The sequence below is a fragment of the Stenotrophomonas sp. KH_052 genome (assembly GCF_057838755.1).
In genome coordinates this window covers 1,490,895-1,511,893 of the sequence record NZ_CM174475.1, presented here as the reverse complement: position 1 = coordinate 1,511,893, position 20,999 = coordinate 1,490,895, and the positions used below count along the sequence as shown (strand labels likewise).

Annotated in this window: 20 protein-coding genes; 14 read left to right on the top strand and 6 right to left on the bottom strand. The window is 67.2% G+C overall.

Annotation, left to right across the window (positions count from 1 at the left end):
- The first annotated feature begins 272 nt into the window (after window positions 1-272).
- Window positions 273-1,151: a tetratricopeptide repeat protein gene (locus AC3ITW_RS06920; RefSeq protein ID WP_012510524.1), complete on the top strand. Its 879-nt coding sequence runs from the start codon at window positions 273-275 to the stop codon at window positions 1,149-1,151.
- 80 nt (window positions 1,152-1,231) lie between these two features.
- Here the strand turns inward: AC3ITW_RS06920 and dapE are convergent, their stop codons facing one another.
- Genes dapE through map form a run of 6 tightly spaced genes read right to left on the bottom strand, consistent with a single transcriptional unit; the run spans window position 1,232 to window position 8,194 of the window.
- Complete coding sequence (gene dapE, locus AC3ITW_RS06915; RefSeq protein ID WP_012510523.1) at window positions 1,232-2,359, bottom strand: succinyl-diaminopimelate desuccinylase; 1,128 nt, start codon at window positions 2,357-2,359, stop codon at window positions 1,232-1,234.
- A complete protein-coding gene (locus tag AC3ITW_RS06910; protein ID WP_012510522.1) occupies window positions 2,356-2,727 on the bottom strand; it encodes an arsenate reductase in 372 nt (123 codons plus the stop codon). Before AC3ITW_RS06910 ends, dapE begins: the two co-directional genes overlap by 4 nt.
- A 31-nt stretch (window positions 2,728-2,758) precedes the next feature.
- The gene (locus AC3ITW_RS06905) at window positions 2,759-3,628 is read right to left on the bottom strand and encodes a hypothetical protein (RefSeq protein ID WP_012510521.1); all 870 of its coding nucleotides are present in this window, start codon (window positions 3,626-3,628) and stop codon (window positions 2,759-2,761) included.
- Window positions 3,629-3,630: 2 nt separating this feature from the next.
- Window positions 3,631-4,722, bottom strand: a complete 1,092-nt coding sequence (dapD, locus tag AC3ITW_RS06900; protein ID WP_489390171.1) for a 2,3,4,5-tetrahydropyridine-2,6-dicarboxylate N-succinyltransferase — start codon at window positions 4,720-4,722, stop codon at window positions 3,631-3,633.
- Window positions 4,722-7,331: a [protein-PII] uridylyltransferase gene (locus AC3ITW_RS06895; protein ID WP_489390352.1), complete on the bottom strand. Its 2,610-nt coding sequence runs from the start codon at window positions 7,329-7,331 to the stop codon at window positions 4,722-4,724. The genes dapD and AC3ITW_RS06895 overlap by 1 nt, the downstream gene beginning before the upstream one ends.
- 20 nt (window positions 7,332-7,351) lie before the next feature.
- Window positions 7,352-8,194, bottom strand: a complete 843-nt coding sequence (gene map / locus AC3ITW_RS06890) for a type I methionyl aminopeptidase (RefSeq protein WP_046983130.1) — start codon at window positions 8,192-8,194, stop codon at window positions 7,352-7,354.
- 173 nt (window positions 8,195-8,367) lie between these two features.
- Between map and AC3ITW_RS06885 the strand changes: the two genes are divergently transcribed.
- From AC3ITW_RS06885 to AC3ITW_RS06825, 13 genes are all read left to right on the top strand, one after another.
- Window positions 8,368-8,895 (top strand): Csu type fimbrial protein, encoded by a 528-nt coding sequence (locus tag AC3ITW_RS06885; protein ID WP_004151083.1) that lies wholly within the window; start codon window positions 8,368-8,370, stop codon window positions 8,893-8,895.
- A gap of 10 nt (window positions 8,896-8,905) precedes the next feature.
- Window positions 8,906-9,640, top strand: coding sequence for a fimbrial biogenesis chaperone (locus tag AC3ITW_RS06880; protein WP_004151081.1), 735 nt, complete (start codon window positions 8,906-8,908; stop codon window positions 9,638-9,640).
- A complete protein-coding gene (locus AC3ITW_RS06875) occupies window positions 9,591-12,020 on the top strand; it encodes a fimbria/pilus outer membrane usher protein (RefSeq protein ID WP_081307553.1) in 2,430 nt (809 codons plus the stop codon). Before AC3ITW_RS06880 ends, AC3ITW_RS06875 begins: the two co-directional genes overlap by 50 nt.
- Entirely contained in the window at window positions 12,017-13,036 is a 1,020-nt protein-coding gene (locus AC3ITW_RS06870) for a Csu type fimbrial protein (protein WP_004151079.1), read from the top strand. The genes AC3ITW_RS06875 and AC3ITW_RS06870 overlap by 4 nt, the downstream gene beginning before the upstream one ends.
- 81 nt (window positions 13,037-13,117) lie before the next feature.
- Window positions 13,118-13,357 carry a hypothetical protein gene (locus AC3ITW_RS06865; protein ID WP_012510516.1) on the top strand — a complete coding sequence of 80 codons (240 nt, stop codon included), beginning with the start codon at window positions 13,118-13,120 and terminating at the stop codon, window positions 13,355-13,357.
- A complete protein-coding gene (locus tag AC3ITW_RS06860; RefSeq protein ID WP_004151077.1) occupies window positions 13,357-14,070 on the top strand; it encodes a fimbrial biogenesis chaperone in 714 nt (237 codons plus the stop codon). Before AC3ITW_RS06865 ends, AC3ITW_RS06860 begins: the two co-directional genes overlap by 1 nt.
- A gap of 220 nt (window positions 14,071-14,290) precedes the next feature.
- Entirely contained in the window at window positions 14,291-15,094 is an 804-nt protein-coding gene (gene rpsB, locus AC3ITW_RS06855; protein ID WP_012510514.1) for a 30S ribosomal protein S2, read from the top strand.
- 125 nt (window positions 15,095-15,219) lie between these two features.
- Window positions 15,220-16,095, top strand: coding sequence for a translation elongation factor Ts (gene tsf, locus AC3ITW_RS06850; protein WP_004151069.1), 876 nt, complete (start codon window positions 15,220-15,222; stop codon window positions 16,093-16,095).
- Between the two features lie 257 nt (window positions 16,096-16,352).
- Window positions 16,353-17,891, top strand: coding sequence for a GGDEF domain-containing protein (locus AC3ITW_RS06845; RefSeq protein WP_004151067.1), 1,539 nt, complete (start codon window positions 16,353-16,355; stop codon window positions 17,889-17,891).
- Between the two features lie 120 nt (window positions 17,892-18,011).
- Window positions 18,012-18,740 (top strand): UMP kinase, encoded by a 729-nt coding sequence (pyrH, locus tag AC3ITW_RS06840; protein WP_012510513.1) that lies wholly within the window; start codon window positions 18,012-18,014, stop codon window positions 18,738-18,740.
- A gap of 96 nt (window positions 18,741-18,836) precedes the next feature.
- On the top strand, window positions 18,837-19,391 hold the full coding sequence (frr, locus tag AC3ITW_RS06835; protein WP_004151064.1) for a ribosome recycling factor: 555 nt from the start codon (window positions 18,837-18,839) through the stop codon (window positions 19,389-19,391).
- Between the two features lie 5 nt (window positions 19,392-19,396).
- Window positions 19,397-20,164 (top strand): polyprenyl diphosphate synthase, encoded by a 768-nt coding sequence (gene uppS, locus AC3ITW_RS06830; protein WP_489390170.1) that lies wholly within the window; start codon window positions 19,397-19,399, stop codon window positions 20,162-20,164.
- A complete protein-coding gene (locus AC3ITW_RS06825) occupies window positions 20,161-20,997 on the top strand; it encodes a phosphatidate cytidylyltransferase (protein ID WP_489390169.1) in 837 nt (278 codons plus the stop codon). The genes uppS and AC3ITW_RS06825 overlap by 4 nt, the downstream gene beginning before the upstream one ends.
- Window positions 20,998-20,999: the final 2 nt, after the last annotated feature.

Sequence of the window (20,999 nt, the reverse complement as noted above, 5' to 3'; positions counted from 1 at the left end):
GGACTGCACCCGGGCACAAAAAAACCCGCATCGGCTGATGCGGGTTTTCTGGTGTCCGGGCGTGTGTTGCTGTCTATCTACCCAGGGCGCAGTCCCGCATCGGCCGCGCACGATTATTCGCGCGCAGATTATTGCGGTTGTTGTTATTGACGGCGGTGGCCAAGCGGATCGACATGGCATCGACCCTACCCCGGTTTCCGGCGCGGTGCAACAGTTGCGTCGGCAACCACGCCTGGAGCGCATAATGGCCCGCCCTGAACCGTGTAACAGGAATGCAACACCGCAATGGACGCACCGGGGCGCTGGCCGCCCTGCTCTGCCTAAGCCTGGCCGCCTGCCAGAGCCTGCCCCCCCCCTCCACACTGCAGCTGGACCAGCAGCAGGCACTGGAGCAACGCGGAACCGATGGCAGCTTCGACGGTGCCTGGGAAACCGCGCGGACCTTCGAGCGCTTCAACGATCTGCGCGCCGTCACCTACTACGAGCGCGCCGCGGCGGTCACGCCCTGGAGCTTCCACAACACCAAGGCGGAAGAGGCGCTGGGCCGGATCTGGACCTCCGGCACGCTGCGGTATGCCGACAGTCCACACATCAACCCAGCACCGGTGCTGCGCGCGTCCTGGCGACGTGGCGAACGCTGGTCTCTGGCCGCCGCCAATCACGGCAATCCGTACGCGTTCTTCGACCTGGCCAAGGCCTATCGCGAGCGCGACGACGCCCAGCGCGCACTGCGTTGGGACCTGCGCGCGATGGTCTACCAGCGCTATGCGTCGTCATCGTCGGGACTGCCCGGTGCGGTAGCGGCCACAGGCGATACCGTGCATCCGCTGGTGGCGAGGATCCAACGCCGCGCCGCTGCAGGCGACGCCGACGCACAGGTCGATCTTGGCGCGCTGCTTGAAAAGGGCGTCGGCCTGCCACGCGATCCTGCCCGTGCCCTGCAGCTGTACCAGCGCGCCGGTGAGAGGGGCAATGTGTTCGGCCAGTACTTCGCCGGGCTGCTGCTGGGCCGGAGTGCGCCGGGCGTGGAGAAGGACACCGATGCTGCGGCGCGCTGGTTCGCGCGCGCCGAGGCGCAGCACTTCTACATGGCCGCGCCAAGTTATTGGAAGAAGGCGATCGAGCCGCCGTTCTTCATTTTTTCGGAGTAGAGAAGCGGCCCCGGCGGGAGGCGTGCCGACCAACGGTCGGCACCCACCTCAGCAGGATCGAGGCATCCCCACTGCGGGGCTCACACCAGCAACCGTTCCACCAGCCGCTGGTACAACCCCGGCAGTGCTTCCAGCTCGTCCACGCGCACGTTCTCGTCCACCTGGTGGATGCTGGCGTTGACCGGCCCCACTTCGATGCACTGCGCGCCCAGCGGCGCGATGAAGCGTGCATCGGAGGTGCCTCCGCCGGTGCTTTCTTCCGGTGCGCGGCCGATGTGCTCGGCCAGTACCGCGCGCGCAGTCGCACGCAGCGTGCCTTCCGGGGTGTAGAACGGCTCACCGCTGCGATGCCACTTGAGCGTGTACTGCAGGCCATGCTGGTCCAACAGTGCAGTGATCTCCGCCTCCAGCTTCGGCGCATCCCAGTGCGGGTTGTAGCGGATGTTGAAATCCACCTCCAGCTCGCCGGGAATCACATTGTTGGCACCGGTACCGGCATGGATGTTGGAGATCTGCAGGCTGGTCGGCGGGAAACTCTCGTAGCCGTCATCCCAGCGCCGCGCACTCAGCTCGGCCAGGGCCGGCGCCGCCTGGTGGATCGGGTTACGTGCCTTCTCCGGATACGCCACATGACCCTGCACGCCCTGCACGCGCAGCTTGGCCGACAGGCTGCCGCGACGACCCACGCGCAGCAGGTCACCCAGCGTCGCGGTCGACGACGGCTCGCCGGTGATGCACCAGTCGATGCGCTGGCCGCGCTCGGCGAAGAGCCGTGCAACGTGGCGCACGCCATCGATGGCATCGCCCTCCTCGTCGCTGGTCAGCAGCACCGCCAGCGTGCCGGTATGATCGGGATGCGCGGCCACGAACTGCTCGGCGGCCACCACGAACGCCGCCACGCTGCCCTTCATGTCGGCGGTGCCACGGCCGTACAGCACACCCTCACGGATCTGCGGCGTGAACGGATCGCTGGCCCAGGCCTCGCGCGGGCCGGGCGGCACCACGTCGGTGTGGCCCAGCAGCACCAGCACCGGCGCACCCTGCCCATGGGTCGCCCACAGGTTGTCGACCTCGCCCAGGCGCAGGTGATCGCACTGGAACCCGGCCTGCTTCAGGCGTGCCGCCAGCAGTGTCTGGCAGCCAGCATCATCCGGCGTCACCGAGGGTCGTGCGATCAGTTCGCAGGTCAGGTCGAGGACCGCACTCATGCGTCACCCACGCCGAAGCGGGCCTTGAAACCGTTGTCACTGAACCCCTGGCTGACCGTGCCATCGGCAGTGACCACCAGCGGACGCTTGATCAGCTGCGGGTACTCGCGCAGCAGCAGCTTCCATTCGGCCTCGGAGTCGGCGGCCTTGCGGTTGTCCGGCAGCTGCCGCCAGGTGGTGGAGGACTTGTTGACCATCGCGGCCAGGCCACCCAGCTGCGCCGCCCATGCCAGCAGCGTTTCCGGGCTGGGTTTGTTGTCGCGGTAGTCGACGAAGGTGTACGGCACGCCGAAGCGGTCCAGCCACTTGGTCGCCTTCTTGCAGGTATCGCAGTTCTTCAAACCGTAGACAGTGGTGCTCATGGCCATCTGTGATGCTGGAAAACAGAGGGCCAGAATCTCACAACAGGCGCTCGGACACGACCCGGAACGGCACCCTTGGCAGCCGGAAGGCCAGCCCCTCGTGCAGCGCCACGCCCATTGCCTGCAGGCGCGGGCACTGCGGTTCGCCTTCCAGCTGCAGCGGTTGCAGCTGTGCGATCTCCACCGGCAGCGCGATGCGGGTGCTGGCCCAGCGGGCGTCGCAGGTACGGGCGATGGCCTCGTCCTGGCAGGTGACGAAACGCAGCACGGCCTGGTGCCCGCCGAAGGCCGCCGACCACGCCGCCGCATCCTCCCGGCCTGCAGCGGCCTGCCACTGCAGGTGCAACCTCGGCGCACTGCCCTGCCCGCCTTCGATCAGGGTGTACCCATCGCCATCGGTGCGCACCACATGCTCGAAGCGTGTGGGCAGATGCGGCTGCATGGCATCGCTGAACGCACGCGCGCCAGCCACGAAGGGCAGCTGGTCCATCACATTGCGATCGAACAGCACCACCGGCGTTCCGTCCGGATCGTCGTCGCGGCGCAGGTACCAGCGCCAGTTGCTCTGCCTTGGCGACGGCATCAGGAAACGCAGCGGCCCGGCCAACGCCGGCCCGAAGTGGCCGTGACGGTAGCTGAGGATGGTGTAAGGCGTACGTCCGGCATGGACCACGTAATGATGGCCCGGTGGCGGCGTTGGTGCGTGGCGTACGTCGACCCACCAGCTCACGTAGACCACATCGCGCACGTCACTGACCAGCGCCAGCATCGGCCAGCGCCGCGACAGTGCGCGGCGCAGCCGGGTCCAGCGCGGAGCGTGCAGCAGGCGCGGCAGCATCCGCCCGACCAGGGTGTCGGACGGATGCCGGTAGATCGCGGACTGCGCCAGATCCTCCGGCGCAATCACCTTCAGTCGGCCAGGCCGCGCAGCAGGTCGTTGACGCTGGTCTTGCTGCGGGTCTTGGCATCAACCTGCTTGACGATCACCGCGCAGTACAGCGAGTGGGTACCGTCCTTGCTCGGCAACGAGCCGGACACCACCACGCTGTACGGGGGGATGTAGCCGTAGCTGATCTCGCCGGTGGCACGGTTGTAGATGCGGGTGCTCTGGCTGAGGAACACGCCCATGCCGATCACGCTGTGGTGGCCGACCACCACGCCTTCCACCACTTCCGAACGCGCACCGATGAAGCAGTGGTCCTCGATGATGGTCGGGCTGGCCTGCAGCGGTTCCAGCACACCGCCGATGCCAGCGCCGCCGGACAGGTGGCAATGCTGGCCGATCTGCGCGCACGAACCCACGGTGGCCCAGGTATCGACCATGGTGCCTTCGCCGACGTAGGCGCCGATGTTGGTGAAGCTCGGCATCAGCACCACGTCCTTGCCGAAGTAGGTGCCGCGGCGGGCGATTGCCCCCGGCACCACGCGCACGCCGCCACGGCGGAACTTCGCCTCGTCATAGCCGGCAAAGCGCGATTCGACCTTGTCCCAGAACGGCGCCGGCTTTGCGTCGACCACGGCCATGTCATTGACGCGGAAATACAGCAGCACCGCCTTCTTCAGCCACTCGTTGACCTTCCAGCCGCCGTGGCCGTCCGGCTCGGCAACGCGGAATTCGCCGCTCTCCAGGCCATCGATCACGCGGTTGACCAGCGGCTTGGTCGAGCCTTCCAGCTCGTGCAGGGTCAGCGTGGCGCGGCGCTCGAAGGCGCTCTCGATGCCGAACTTAAGTTCTTCCACGCCCGGCGACGCCGGCTTGCGCAGCGACTTGCGGGCGATGGTCTCGGCGCGCGTGGTTTCAGCGCTCTTGGCCGGAGCCTTCTTCGCTGCTGCGGCTTTTTTCACCGGGGCCTTCACTGCAGCGGCCTTCTTCGGCGCAGCGGCCTTCTTCGCGGCCGGCGTGACGGCAGCAGTTTTCCGGGCCGCTGCGCTCTTGGGGGTCGCGGCGGTCTGACCAGCCTTCGGCTGTTGTGGAACTTTCTTGGCGGGCTTGGTGGCCATCAGGCGGGGTCTCCGGCGTTTCGATCAGGGTCCAGGCAGGCCAGCATCGCGTCATGCAGCTGCTGCCGGGCAGGTTCAGTCAGGGGGAGGTCGTGTTCGTCACTGATCACGAAGGTGTCTTCGGCGCGTTCGCCGAACGTGGCAATGCGCGCATCATGCACGCGCAGGCCCTGATTGCGCAGCACGAACGCCACATCGGCCAGCAGGCCGGGGCGGTCGGGGGCGACCAAGGCGAAACGGGTTGCGCCCGGCTCATCGCGGAATTCGATGCGCGGGGCGAAGCGGAAGTGCCGCAGCTGCCGTGGCACCACCCGGCGTGACGGCCGCAGGCGCGACAGGTCACCACTGAGTGCCTCGCGCAGCGCCGCTTCCAGGTTGGCACTGCTGCCATCGGCGAAGGTATCGGCCGGGTTCACTTCGAAGGTATCGAAGATGGTATCGGCCGGACCGTCCAGCACGCGTGCGCGGTGGATGCCGTAGCCCTTGCGGTCCAGCGTCATCACGATCGCGGCGAACAGGCCGTCGCGGTCCGGCGAATGCACGAAGACTTCCAGCGCAGGATCGTCGACGCTGATCCGGCGCACCTTCACCAGCGCCTGCCCCTGCTTCACCGGCACCAGGGCAGCGGCCTGCCAGGCCAGCTGCTCCGGGCGCAGGCGGATGAAGCCTTCGTCGGGCATCACCGCGAACTGGCGATCGATGGTGGCGTCGTCGTAACCCTGCTCGCGCACCAGTGCGCGCACGCTGTCACGTGCTTCGGCCACGCGCTCGGCGGCCGGTACCGGATGCTCCAGGCCCTCGCGCAGCGCACGCCGCGTGGCGAAGTACAGGTCGGCCAGCAGCCGGTCCTTCCATGCGTTCCACAGCTTCGGGCTGGTGCCGGCGATGTCGGCGCAGGTCAGCAGGTACAGGTAGTCCAGACGATCACGGCTGCCGATCAGGGTGGCGAAGCGATGGATCACCACCGGATCGGCGATGTCCTGCTTCTGCGCGGTCATGGACATGCGCAGGTGCTGCTCGACCAGCCACGCGACCAGCTCGGTATCGGAGGCACTCAGTCCGTGCGCCTGGCAGAACGCACGCGCATCGACCGCCCCCAGTTCCGAGTGATCACCGCCACGGCCCTTGGCGATGTCATGGAACAGGCCGGCCAGCAACAGCAGTTCCGGTTTGCGCAGGCGTGGCCACACCTCGTGCGCGATCGAGAAGCGCTCGTCGGCACGGCTGCTGGCGAACAGGCCGATGTTACGCAGGACCATCAGCGTGTGCTGGTCGACGGTATAGACATGGAACAGATCGAACTGCATGCGCCCGCTGACCTGGGCGAAGGCGGGAATCCACTGCCCGAGCACGCCCAGCCGCGCCATGCGCGAGAGCGTATCGACCGGGCGCTGACCGCGCAGCAGCGCCAGGAAATGCTCGCGTGCATCGGAATCGGCCTGGTCGTAGGCCGGCAGCAGTGGCAACGATTCGGCCAACGCGCGCGCGGTCAACGAATGCAGGCCGCGTACCTGCGGGTTGTTGGCCCAACCGGCGAACAGCGCGAATACCTGGCCGATGTCGCCACGCGGCCATTCGGCCTCGTTGGCGGCCAGATAGCCACGACGCAGGGAGAAACCAACGGTCAGTGGTTCCGGCTGTGCCTCGCCATCGAACTGCTCCTCGAAGCGCTGCAGCAGGCGGTCGCTGATCCGGCGCACCACCAGTGCGGCGCGGTAGAACCCCTGCATCATTTTCTCGACACCGAGGTTCTCGGCGTCGTCTTCGAAGCCCAGGCGCGCGGCCAGGGTCTTCTGGTAATCGAAGCGCAGGCGCTCTTCCGGGCGACGTGCCACCAGGTGCAGGCCAAAGCGCAGGCGTGCCAGCACCGCGCGCTCGCGCTTCAGTGCAGCCGCTTCGTCGGCCCCCAGGTGGCCCAACCCGACCAGCGCTTCCAGATCGCGCACACCGAACGCGCGCAGCGCCATCCATCCCAGCGTATTGAGGTCACGCAGGCCGCCGGGACCATCTTTCAGGTCGGGCTCCAGGTTGTCGGCGGTGTCGCCGAAACGCTGGTGACGGTTGCGCAGTTCCTCCAGCTTGGCCAGGAAGAACGCACGCGCCGGCCACAGCTCACGGTCATCGATGGCTTCGCGCAGCGCGCGCCGGATCGCATCTTCGGCAAGTATCGGGCGCGCCTCGATCAGTGCGGTCATCACCGTCTGGTCGGCAGCAGCCTCACGGCACTGCGCGGCCGAGCGCACGGCGTGGCTGACCGCCAGCCCGCAATCCCACAACAGCGCGAACAGGCGCGCCAGCGCGGCCTCGTGGGCCAGCTGCGCCGCCGGCTCTCCGAATACCAGCAGGTCGATGTCCGAACACGGGAACAGTTCCCCACGCCCGTAGCCGCCCACCGCGAACAGCGACAGGCCGCTGTCGGTGGGCAGGCATCGCTGCCAGGCAAGGCGGATCAGGTGGTCGGCAGCGCGCGCTCGCAGCGCCAGCAGGCGCTCGATGTTGTCGCCCTGGTCGAAGCGGCGGTAGAGGCGCGCGTCGGCCTGCTGCAGCGCCTGGCGCGCGGCAGCAGCCCAGTCCGTGTCATTGAGCGACGCGGCCGGCGTGTCCAGCAGCGAACTCGCCGGCAGCATCCTCAGGAGACCTGCGACTCGCCCGGCGACAGGGTCAGCACGTCGACGCCGGTCTCGGTGACCGCGATCATGTGCTCCCACTGCGCCGACAGCTTGCGGTCCTTGGTCACCACGGTCCAGCCATCCGGCAGCACCTTGTTGTAGCGGGTGCCCTCATTGATCATCGGCTCGATGGTGAAAGTCATGCCCGGCTGCAGTACCAGGCCCTGGCCGGGACGGCCGTAGTGCACCACCTGCGGTTCGTCGTGGTAGACCTTGCCGATGCCGTGGCCGCAGTACTCGCGCACCACGCTGAAACGCTCACCTTCGGCATAGCTCTGGATGGCATGGCCAATGTCGCCCAGCGTCGCGCCCGGACGCACCGCGCGGATGCCGCGCCACATGGCTTCGTAGGTGGCTTCCACCAGCCGCCGCGCCATCACCGAGGGGGTGCCGACGAAGAACATGCGGCTGGTGTCGCCGTGCCAGCCATCCTTGATGACGGTGACGTCGATATTGATGATGTCGCCATCCTTCAGGACCTTCCCTTCGCTGGGAATGCCGTGGCAGATGACGTTGTTGACCGAGGTGCACACGGTCTTCGGGAAGCCGCGGTAGCCGACGTTGGCCGGAATGGTGCCCTGCACGTTCACGATGTGGTCGTGGCAGATCCGGTCCAGTTCCTCGGTGGTGACACCGGGCTTGACGTGGGGGGTGACGATGTCGAGCACTTCGCTGGCCAGGCGGCCGGCGACTCGCATCATCTCGATTTCCTGCGGGGTTTTCAGATTCACGCTCATGGCGCCCATTATCGCCGATCCGGCCGCAATCTGAACGAACGCCACCCAACTGGCGATCCGGGCCATGCACGGTTCCGGCAAGGAATGTGAAAGCGTGATGATCAACACCCTTTCGATTCCCCGATTCTCACGGAATACAGACACTTGCGATGCCTAAGCTGGGGCCACTGTCGTCAAAGCGGCGCCGAACGTGCCGTCTTCGCTCTGTTCAACAGACCTTCGGGTCAGGGAGGTTGTCCATGCGATCCACAGTTCGTCTCCCCTTGGCCCTGGTCCTGGCCCTGCTGGTTGCCGGCCCCGTCGCCGCTGCCGACACCGTCACTTTCAACGTGCTGCTGACCATCAACAAGGCCTGCACCATCACCGCGGCTGCGGCGACCAACGTCAACTTCGGCAATGCTGATTCAAGCTCCGTCACCCCGCTGAATGCGCAAGGCACGGTAACTGCCCAGTGCAGCGTGACCACTCCCTACACGATCGCGCTCAATGCCGGCCTCAACCCAGGCACCGCCGGCGATGTGACCACCCGCCGCATGCGCAACACCGACTCCGGGGTGACCGCCAACAACTTCGTCGGCTACCAGCTCTATCAGGATTCGGGCCACAACACGGTATGGGGGGCCAGCACCGGGACCAACACCGTGGCCGGCACCGGCACCGGCGCCAACCAGGTCTACCAGGTGTATGGCCAGGTGGCCAACCCCAGCGTCAACAACGCCGCCCCAGGTTCCTACCAGGACACCATCACCGCCACCATCACCTATTGAGGGCGTGCTGATGCCAATGCCCCGCGGACGCCGCTTGCAACAGCTGGCGTTGATGGTGCTCGCGTTGCCGCCTGCCTTCTGCATGGCGGCCAGCCTGCAGGTATCCCCCACCCAGTTCGAACTGCGCGCCAACCAGAACGCCGAGGCGCTGTGGATCAGCAACAGCGGCACCGAGCCGGTGCAGGTGCAGGTGCGTATCTACCGATGGCAGCAGGCCGACGGGCGTGACCAGCTGGAAGCCAGTGACGCCCTGCTGCCCAGCCCGCCCATGCAGTCACTGGCGGCCGGCCAGCGGCAGCTGGTCCGCCTGGTCCGCGTCGATGCCAGCGCTCCCGCCGTCCAGCAGGCATTCCGGGTCATCGTCGATGAGATCCCTGCCTATGACCCCACCCGCCAGGGGATGCAGTTCGTATTGCGCTATTCCATTCCCGTGTTCGTGCAACCCGAGGGCAAGCCACCCGCACCCCGGCTGCAGGCGCGGCTGATCCAGGACGGTGCCGGCCCGGCAATGCTGGAAGTGCACAACAGCGGCGATGGACAGGCGCAGGTCGCCGACCTGGCCGTCCTGCTGGGCCAACGCAGCACGCCGTTGCTGCCTGGCCTGGTCGGCTATGTGCTGCCCGGGCAGACCATGCGTTGGGCGCTGCAGCAGGCCCCTGCACAACTGGCAGGCGGCATCTTCAGTGCGAGGATCAATGGTGGGTCGCAGCTTACGCCCCTGCCCACGACGCCGCCGGCTCGCTGAGGCCTGCGTGCTGGCCTGCTGCACCGGACTGGCATCGGTTTCCGTGCATGGCGCCGGCCGCGGACTGCCGGCTGGCGCCGACATCTCCGCTGAAGTCTCGCTGCCGGCCCCCACACCATTGACCGCGCCGCAGGCGCTGTACCTGGACACCAGCCTCAACCACGCCCCGCGCGGGCTGCTGCTGTTCCACGAGCAGGCCGGGCGACTGCAGGCGCCCGCTGCCACGCTGCGCCAGCTCGGCTTTCCGGTGCAGGGCGATGCACCGGTTTATCTGGATCAGATCGCGCAGCTGGTGGTGCATTACGACGCCAGCCTTCAGGTTCTCGACCTGCAGGTGCCGCTGCAGCAGCTGCAGCTGCCGGTGGCACAGCTGGGCAGGGGCAGCGAGACCGCTCCGGAGGCGCAGGTATCGCCGGGCATGGCTCTCAATTACGACGTCTATGCTAGCCACAGCGACGGGCTGGGCAACGTCAGCCTCAACAGCGACCTGCGCCTGTTCGGGTTCGGCAACGGCACCCTGCGCAACACCACACTGATGCGCAGCTACCAGTTGCCCGGCGAGGGCTGGCAGCAGGAATCGGTTCGGCTGGATACCAGCTGGCGCCTGGACCTGCCAGAGCAGGCACTGACCCTGACCGTAGGCGATTTCTACAGCGGCTTTCTGGAATGGTCACGGCCGGCGCGCATGGCCGGCATCCAGATCGGTCGAAACTACGGGCTGCAGCCGTACCGTATCCTGACCCCGACGCCGGCCTTCCTCGGCGAGGCGGTGGTCCCCTCCAGTGTCGAGCTGTACATCGACGGCCTGCGCCAATACAGCGGGCAGGTGCCGGTCGGCCCGTTCCAGCTGGCGGCGCAGCCAGGCATCAACGGCACGGGCACGGCGCAGGTGGTGGTCACCGATGCGTTCGGCCGCATGCAGACGCTGGATTTCTCCTTCTACGGCACCCAGCAGCTGCTGGGCGCCGGCCTGTCCGACTGGTCGGCGGGCATCGGCCGGCTGCGGCGCGACTATGGCATCCACTCCTTCCGCTACGACGCCGACACGGTTGCCAGCGCCACCCTGCGACGGGGCGTCAACAACCGCTTCACTGCAGAGGCCCATGCCGAAGGCGGAGGCGGCATCGTCAACGCAGGGCTTGGCGGCGCCTGGCTGCTGGGGCGGGCCGGTGTGCTCAGCGCCAACTGGAGCGAAAGCCGCGACGGCCAGCGCAATGGCCGCCAGTACGGCATGGGCTACAACTGGAACAACCGCCGCTTCAACGTCAATCTGGCCAGCCGCCGTACCAGCGGCGACTACCGCGATCTGGGCAGCCTGCAGGACAACGTACCGCCCCGGGTGAGCGAGCAGGCCTCCTTCGGCGTTGACCTGGAGCATCTGGGCTCGTTCAGCATCAGCTACCTGCGCCTGGACCAGCCGCAACCATTGCTGGACGCACCGCAGCCGGCGCCGCCGCAGGCGCTGCCCTTCAGCCGCAGCCGCTACCTGAGCCTGTTCTGGTCGCGCGCGTTCGGCCGCTGGAATGCCTATCTGTCAGCCACCCAGGACATCGACCAGCGGCGCAACCGCAGCGTCTATCTATCGCTGGGCACCCGGCTTGGCGAGGATCGCCAGGCCAGCCTGTCGGCCCAGCGCAATGGCGAGCGCCACTACGCCAGTGCCGAGATCATGCGCCCGGTGCCCGGCGATGGCAGCCGCGGCGGCCCCGGCTGGCGCCTGCAGGCACGCGATGATGGCGGCGGCCTGGCCGAGATTGGCGCACTGGGCGCTCATGGCCGCTATTCGGCCGGCATTTCCCGCAACAGCGGCCAGACCTTCGCTTACGGCAATGCCAGCGGCAGCCTGGTATGGATGGCCGGCAGCGTGTTCGCCGCGCGCGAGGTACCCGATGCCTTCGCGGTGGTGTCCACCGGCCGCCCCGGCGTTCCGGTGCTGCTGGAGAACCGTCCGGTAGGCGTCACCGATGACAAGGGCCTGCTGCTGGTCACCCCCCTGCTGTCGTGGCAGCGCAACCGCTTGACCATCGACACCCTTGGCCTGCCCGCCGATCTGCGCGCCGAACAGGTGGAGACACTTGCTACCCCGCGCCAGAGCGCCGGCATGCGGGTGGAGTTCCCGCTGCGGCAATCGCATGGTGCATTGCTGACGCTGACAGACGCCGATGGCAAACCACTGCCGCTGGGTGCACGGGTGCAGGGTCAGGGCATCGCACCGACCGTTATCGGGCACGACGGCCAGGCCTGGCTGGAGTTCAGCGCCGAGGCGGCGACTCTGCTGATCGACAGTGAGCTCGGCCGCTGCCGTGCGCAGGTGCAGCGGCCGGCAGCGGGCACGCGCCGGTTGCCGGCGGTGCGCTGTATCGCCGAGCCACGGCCATGATCCGTCTACTGGGTGCGCTGCTGGCGCTGTGGCTGGGCATGCAGGCCCTGCCCGCGCAGGCCGCGACCAGCTGTTCGCTGAGCAGCCCCACCCTGGCCTTCGGCACGGTTTCCAACGGCCTGGTCGATACCACCACCTCCTTCACCATCACCTGCACCACCGGAGCCGTCGCCCTGCTGGCCAATGTACGCGTCACCTTCTGCGTGGGCCTGCCGGCGGGAACGGGCGGCACCACCATCACGCCATCGCGCACGTTCGCCAACAGCTTCGGCGACCGCCTCAACTACCAGATCTACAGCGACGCCAACCGCACCACCGTGATCGGCAGCAGCGTTGCCAGCAGTCCGGCCTGGGCCATGTACCAGATGCAGTACCCGGTGCCGGCGCTGGGTGGATCGGGGTCGGGCACGGTCATCCTCTATGGCCGCTATCCCGCCAGCCAGGTGCTGTCGGCCGGCACATTCACCAGCACCCTGGCGGCGACATTCCAGTACGCCTACAACGAACCCCTGCTGGGTACGCCGCCCTACCCGGCCAACTGCACCGTGACTTCCCCCACCGTCACCGGCAACTCGGGCCTGATCACCGCGACGATGTCGGTGATCGCCAACGCCACGGTCAATCCAGCCTGCGGCACCTATGTAACCGCACCGATGGATTTTGGCAGCAGCACCGGCACGGTCCTGGCAAACATCGACCGCACGGCGGTGTTCAGCCTGACCTGCGTCAACCGCAGCCCGTTCCAGATCGGCCTGGACAATGGCAGCAATGCCGATGGCAGCGGCAATCGGCGCATGCGCGTGGGCACTACCGGCGCGACCGTGCCCTATGAGCTGTACCAGAACGCGGCCCGCACACTGCGCTGGGGCAACGTGCTCAACACCAGCACGGTGGCCGGGACAGGCAATGGGTCCGCCCAGAACCTCACCATCTACGGCCGGGTCGCGCCAACGCCTGCGACCTCCACACCGCCGGGCGCCTATACCGATACGGTCACGGTTACCATTACCTACTGACGACTCACTGCCTGCCGCCGCCGATTACAGATCGCCGCGCATGCGCCGATACCGGCTGCGTCCCTTCCGCCCTTCCATGTGATGCACCTGCGTTTCCTTCTCGCCCTCGCCTTCGTCGGCACGGCACCCTGCGTAGGGTCCGCACAACCTGCCGCCCTGCCGGCACAGGACAGCCTGACCATCACCCTGCGGATCACCGATGCACGCGCGCAGCCCCTGCAACGCAGCGACGCCCCCACACCGGTGCCACCACAAGTGCAGGCGCTGACGCCCGCACCACCCGCGGAGGCGGCGGCTACCCTGGTGACGGTGACCTATTGATGCTGCGCCTGTTGCTGTGTCTGGCGCTGTCAGCTGTACCGCGCCTCAGCTACGGCCTGGAGCTGTCCAGCACCGAAGTGCGGTTGTCGGCTGCACGCGCCGACGGTGAACTGTGGTTGCGCAACACCGACGCCACCGGCTGGAGCGGCCAGGCCCGACTGTACCGCTGGGAGCAACAGGAGCAGAGCGAAGTGCTGTTGCCCGCCGACGACGTGGCCGTGAGCCCGGCCCGACTGGAGATCGCTGCAGGCCAGCGGCAGAGGCTCCGCCTGGTCAGCCTGGCCCCGCCCCCGGCCGGCGTGCAGCGGGCCTACCGGCTGGTGATAAGCCCGGCGCCAGACCTGCCATCTGCGCTGGCCATCCGCTACTCATTGCCGGTGTTCCTGGACCCACCCACCCCGGTGACAGCAGCCCTGCAGGTGCAGGTGCGCTCCCCTCCCGGCCTGCCCCCGCAGCTGTGGCTGCATAATGGCGGCTCCGGCCGTGCCCAGCTGGTGGACCTGGTGTTTGTTGATTCCCGCGGCCACCGCCAGCACCTGATCGACGGGCTGGCCGGCTACGTGCTGCCGGGGCGCGCCCGCATGTGGACGCTTCCATGGCGAGCCGATGCCTACGCGGGCGGGGGATTCAGGGCCCGCCTGAACCATGCCGGCGAGGCCGCGCTGGAGGCCGCTCCCCCGTCATTTGCGGCCGCCGCCGCCGCCGGGCTATAATCGCCGGGATGACCTGCCGCCTTGTGCGCGGGACATCGTCCACACCGGACGTCACCGGTGAATCCACACCTGCTGCCCCCATCCGTGCCGGGGTGCTCCGCAAGGAGTTCGGCCACGGAGGCAACAGGGAAGCCCAACCCCGGAACCATCCGCGCTTCCACGCGTCCCGCATACCTATCCCCGCGGGCGGAATCGCCGGTTCCATATCAGGAGTATTGCAATGCCCCAGGTCACCATGCGTCAGATGCTGGAAGCCGGCGTCCACTTCGGCCACCAGACCCGCTACTGGAACCCGAAGATGGCTCCGTACATCTTCGGCGCCCGCGGCAAGATCCACATCATCAACCTGGAAAAGACCGTCCCGCTGTTCAACGATGCGATGAACTTCATCTCGTCGGTTGCCCAGAAGCGCGGCACCGTCCTGTTCCTGGGCACCAAGCGCAGCGCCCGCGAAACCATCAAGGAAGAAGCCGAGCGTTGCGGCATGCCGTTCATGAACCAGCGTTGGCTGGGCGGCACCCTGACCAACTTCCGTACCGTCAAGCAGTCGGTTGCCCGCCTGAAGGAACTGGAAGCCGGTGAAACCGACGGCACCTTCGAAAAGCTGGTCAAGCACGAAGTGCTGGGCCTGCGTCGCGAGCGCGACAAGCTGGAAGCCTCGCTGGGCGGCATCAAGGACATGAACCGCCTGCCGGACGCCATCTTCGTGATCGATATCGGCCACGAAGACATCGCCATCAAGGAAGCCAAGAAGCTGGGCATCCCGGTCATCGCCGTGGTTGATACCAACTACAACCCGGAACTGGTGGATTACGCGATCCCGGGCAACGACGACGCCATCCGTGCCGTGCAGCTGTACTCGCGCGCCGCTGCCGACGCCGTGCTGGAAGGCAAGGCTGCTGCTCCGCACGCTGCTACCGTCCGTGAAGAAGAGTTCGCCGACGCTCCGGCCGAAGACGCCAAGCCGGCCCGCCGCGCTCCGGCCAAGAAGGCTGCTGCCGACAAGGGCGAAGCCCAGGCCTGATCCAGGCCCCGGTGGGCGCCACGCGCCCACCTGTCCTGTCCGCTGCCGATGGCGCGACGACAGGACACTGTCACACGGGCCGGCCACCATGCCGGCCCAACCCCTTTCTTTCGTGAGGTAATCCCGTGGAAATCACTGCTTCCCTGGTCAAGGAACTGCGCGAGCGCACCGGCGCCGGCATGATGGAATGCAAGAAGGCTCTCACCGAAGCCAACGGCGACATCGACGCCGCTGCTGAAGCCATGCGCAAGTCCGGCGCTGCAAAGGCCGACAAGAAGGCTGACCGCGTGGCCGCCGAAGGCCGTCTGGGCCTGGCCCAGGATGGCGGCAAGGCCGTGCTGGTCGAAGTCAACTCGGAAACCGACTTCGTCGCCAACGACGTCAACTTCAAGAATTTCGTCGATTCCGTCGCCGCTGCCGCCCTGGCATCGGGCGCCAACGACGTCGAAGCTGTGAAGGCTGCCAAGCTGGCCGACGGCCGCACCGTTGAAGAAGCCCGCGCCACCGCCGTGCAGACCCTGGGTGAGAACATCCAGATCCGTCGCATGGTGAAGGTTGATGGCAACAACACCATCGGCGCCTACGTCCACACCAACGGCAAGGTTGGCGTGCTGGTCGACCTGGTCGGCGGCGACGTCGAGCTGGCCCGTGGCCTGGCCATGCACGTGGCTGCCCTGAAGCCGCCGCACAACAAGGCTGCGGACGTCCCGGCCGAGTTCGTCGAGAAGGAAAAGGAAATCGAGCTGGCCAAGATGTCCGAAAAGGACAAGGCCAAGCCGGCCGACATCCTGGAAAAGATCATCAGCGGCAAGATCAACAAGATCGTCAGCGACGTGACCCTGTACGGCCAGACCTACGTGCTGGGCGACACCACCGTCGAGCAGGTGGTCAAGGCCGCTGGCGCCGACGTGGCAGGCTTCAAGCTGCTGGTCGTCGGCGAAGGCATCGAGAAGGTGGTGGAAGACTACGCCGCCGAAGTTGCCAAGGCGATGCAGGTCTGATTCCAGCCTCCCGGCTGTGATGCGACCAGAAGGAGCCGCGGGAAACCGCGGCTCTTTTTTTATGTACGGGCCAAGGGGTGAACCCATGCCCCGCCGGTGGATGCGCACCGCTGGTGCGCACACCGACACCTTTGCGTTGCGCGCGAATCAGGCCGATACTCGGCGCAGGGAATCCACAGTCACATAGCAGGAACGAAAGTCGCAGACTGTGATGCAATCCTAGGTATTCTTGTCCTAATGGAATTGAACGACCCGACATGCCTCCTGAGCTGACAGCTGCCCTGGCGCTCTGCCGCAACCTGCCTTCGCCACCCGGTATTGCCCTGCGCATCATCGAACTGGCCCAGGACCCGGAAGCGGACATCGCCACCGCCGCCGACATCATCGCCATCGACATGGCGCTGAGCGCTCGCATGCTGCGCATCGCCAATTCGCCGCTGTATGCCAGCCGCCGCCGGATCGAGAACCTCGGCCAGGCACTGACCATGCTCGGCCTGAACGCCACGATCAGCCTCGCTCTGGGCTTCACCGTCACCCAGGGCCTGACCGGCGGTGCCGGTGCCGACCACGACCTGCGCCAGCGCGCCTGGAAGCGCAGCATCCTCAGCGCACTGGCCGCCAGCCAGCTGGGCCAGGCCCGCGGCCTGCGCCGGCTGGAGGAGCTGATGCTGGCCGGCCTGCTGCAGGACCTCGGCGTGCTGTGCCTGGCCCAGGCCGAGTCGGAACGCTACCTGCCGCTGCTGCGCGAGGCCGGCGACAACACCGACCTGGTGGCGCGCGAGCGCAGCGAACTGGGCTGCAGCCACGCCGATGTCGGCGCCTGGGTGGCCGAACAATGGGGCCTGCCGCGCTACCTGGTGGAAAGCATCAGCCACAGCGAGGACGAAGGCGCTGCCGAATCGCCGTTCCAGGCGTGCGTGCAGCTGTCCGGCGCGGTGGCCGACATCTGGCTGGATAGCGATGCCGACGCTGCCCGCGAACGCGCTCTGCAGCAGGTTCACGACCGCCTGGAGCTGGACAGCGCCCGCTTCGACCAGGTGCTGGCCCGCATCAGTGCCGCCCTGCCGGACATCGCCAGCCTGTTCGAGGCCGGACTGAACTCGCCGTCGCGGGTGCGCGAACTGATCGACCACGCCCAGGAACTGGCGACCCTGCGCAACCTGCGCGAACTGCAGGATGCCGACCAGGCACGTCGTCGCGCCGACGAATTCGAGGCCCGGGCCAAGCGCCTGGCCGACCAGGCGCACCGCGACGCACTGACCGGCGTGCTCAACCGCCGCCAGTTGGAGGCGGTGCTGGAACAGGAATTCCTGCGCGCCGGCCGCCAGGGCTGGCCACTGTCGGTGGCCTTCATCGACCTCGACGACTTCAAGAAGATCAACGACGCGCACGGCCACCTGACCGGCGACGAAGTGCTGCGGGCCTTCGCCGGCAAGCTGCAGGGCCAGCTGCGCAACAGCGACACCGTAGCCCGCTTCGGCGGCGAGGAGTTCGTTGCGCTGCTGCCCAACACCAGCGAATCGGTGGCACTGGACGTAATCCGCCGGGTATTGGCCAACATCGTTGCCACGCCGATGGCCGAGATCGAGAGCGGGCCGCTGTTCGTCACCTTCTCCGCCGGCGTGGCCACCCAGGGCGGCTACGAGCGCTTCGCTGACGTGCAGGACCTGCTGCGCGCCGCCGACGACGTGCTGTACCGCTCGAAGAACCTGGGCCGCAACCGGGTGATCGCCCGCTCGCCCGGCGCCCTCGGCCACGACGAGCTGTCAGCCACTGCCGGCGCCGAACTGGGCTGAACGAACGCCCCGGATGACCGGGGTGAACGCCGGTATTTTACGCCGCAGTGCACAAAACACTTTGGCGCAACGCTGCATGCGCGTAGAATCGCCCGCGATTTCCACGCACCCGAGGTCCCTATGTCCAAGCTCGCCTATCGCCGCATCCTTCTGAAACTGTCCGGGGAGGCGCTGATGGGAGATGAGGACTACGGCATCGACCCGAAGATCATCAACCGCCTGGCCCGCGAAGTCATCGAAGCCCAGCAGGCCGGTGCGGAAGTGGCACTGGTGATCGGTGGCGGCAACATCTTCCGCGGCGCCGGCCTGGCCGCCGGCGGCATGGACCGGGTCACCGGCGACCAGATGGGCATGCTGGCCACGGTCATCAATGCGCTGGCCATGCAGGATGCCCTTGAAAAGCTGGGCGCCAAGGCCCGCGTGATGAGCGCGATCAAGATCAACGACGTGTGCGAGGACTACATCCGCCGCCGCGCCATCCGCCACCTGGAAAAGGGCCGCCTGGTGATCTTCGCCGCCGGCGTCGGCAGCCCGTTCTTCACCACCGATTCGGGCGCCGCCCTGCGCGCCATTGAAATCGGCGCCGACCTGCTGCTGAAGGCGACCAAGGTCGATGGCGTCTACGACAAGGACCCGAACAAGTACAGCGACGCGGTCCGCTTCGACAGCCTGAGCTACGACGAAGTGATCCGCCGCGGCCTGGAAGTGATGGATACCGCCGCCTTCGCGCTGGCCCGCGACAGCGACCTGCCGATGCGCGTATTCGACATGGGCCAGCCCGGTGAGCTGCTGAAGATCCTCAACGGCGAGAACATCGGCACCCTGGTCCAGGGCCGCGATCCGGCCTGAGCCTGAGCGCCAGGCGAGCTGCGGGCCGATTCAGGCCCGGCAGCGTCCCGTATTCGCCTATAATCGCCCGATTCCAGTTACACCCAGGACCGGGCGATGCTCAACGACATCAAGAACAACGCGCAGACGCGCATGGCCAAGAGCATCGACGCTCTGAAGCACACCCTCACCTCGATCCGCACTGGCCGCGCCACGCCGGCCCTGCTGGACCGCGTCACGGTCAATGCCTACGGCAATGCCAGCACCCCGCTGAACCAGGTTGCGTCGATCTCCAACGCCGACGCCCACTCGCTGCTGGTCACGCCGTTCGACAAGAGCATGATCAAGGAGATCGAGAAGGGTCTCTACAACGCCGAGTTCACCCCGAACACCTTGGGCACCGCGATCCGCATCAACATGCCGCCGCCGACCGAAGAGCGCCGCAAGGAGCTGGCCAAGCAGGTGCAGAAGGAAGGTGAAGGCGCCAAGATCGCGATCCGCAACATCCGCCAGGACGCGAACAAGGAAATCGCCAAGCTGGACAAGGACAAGGCGATCAGCGAAGACGAGAAGAAGCGCGGCGAAGACGACATCCAGAAGCTGACCGACGCCAATATCAAGGACGTCGACAAGGTCGTCGCCGACAAGGAAAAAGAACTGCTGTCGGTCTGAAGTCGATGCCTTCAGTCCCGCCTCCGCTGCCGGCTGCCCTGCCCCGCCACATCGCCATCATCATGGATGGCAATGGACGTTGGGCACAGCAGCGCCGTCGTCCGCGCGTGATCGGCCACCGTGCCGGCGCGCGCGCGGTCAACCGCACCATCGAGCGCTGCCTTGAACTGGGCATCCCGGCGCTGACCCTGTTCGCCTTTTCCAGCGAGAACTGGGGCCGGCCGCAGGAAGAAGTCGATGCGTTGATGAAGCTGTTCCTCGGCGCGCTCGATCGCGAAGTGGACGAGCTGCATCGGCGTGGCGTGCGCGTGCGCTTCATCGGCGAGCGCGAACGCTTCGGCGCCGGGCTGGTCAGCCGCATGCAGCTGGCCGAGCAGCGCACCGCCGACAACACCACCCTGACCCTGTCGATCGCCGCAAGTTACGGTGGCCGCCAGGACATCGCGCGTGCCGCGCGCGAACTGGCCGCCCAAGTCGCGGCAGGCCGCCTGCTGCCCGAACAGATCGACGAATCGCTGCTGGGCCGCCAGGTCGCGCTGGCCGATCTGCCACCGCCGGACCTGTTCATCCGCACCGGTGGCGACACCCGCATCAGCAACTTCCTGCTGTGGCAGCTGGCATATACCGAGCTGTGGTTCACCGAGGCACTGTGGCCGGACTTCGACGCCGCCCTGCTGCAACAGGCGCTGGACGCCTATGGCAGCCGCGAGCGCCGCTTCGGCCTGACCAGCGCCCAGATCGCCGCACTGGCCACCGAGACCACCAGCCCATGACCAAGACCCGAGTCCTCGCCGCGCTGATCATGGCGCCGGTCGCCATTGCCGCGATCCTGCTGCTGCCGACGCAATGGCTGGCCGCCGCCGCCGCTGCCGTGCTGCTGATCGGCCTGTGGGAGTGGCTGAAACTGGCCGGGATCGAAGACACCCTGGCGCGTACCGTGCTGCTGGTGCTGAACCTGCTGCTGATGGTGCTGCTGGTCTGGGCCGATGGCAGCACGCTGGTGCTGTTCCAGATCACCACCCTGGCCGGCGTTGCCTGGTGGCTGGCAGCGCTGGTCTGGCTGCGCTTCTTCAACTTCGGCGCACAGCCTTCGGCGCCCTCGCGGATCGTGAAGATGCTGGCCGGCACCCTGGCCATCGTCCCGGCCTGGGCCGCGCTGGTACTGATCCACGCTGGTGGCGATCCGCCTGGCAAGCAGGGCCACCTGTGGCTGCTGGCCGCGCTGGCGCTGGTCTGGGCCGCCGATTCGGGCGCCTATTTCGCGGGTCGTCACTTCGGCAAGCACAAGCTGGCCCCGCGCATCAGCCCGAACAAGACCTGGGAAGGCCTGTTCGGTGGCCTGCTGGCCGGTGTCGCCGTGGCCGTCGGCCTGGGCTGGCTGGCCGGCATCGACATCGCACACCTGCCGGGCCTGATGATCACCTCGGTGGTGGCGGTGTTCGCTTCGGTGCTGGGCGATCTGTTCGAGAGCCTGATCAAGCGCCACGCCGGTGCCAAGGACTCGGGACACCTGATCCCGGGCCATGGTGGCGTGCTCGACCGTGTCGACGGTGTTCTCGCCGCCGTGCCTGTGTTCGCGCTGGGCAAGGAAATCTTCGGGTTCTGACC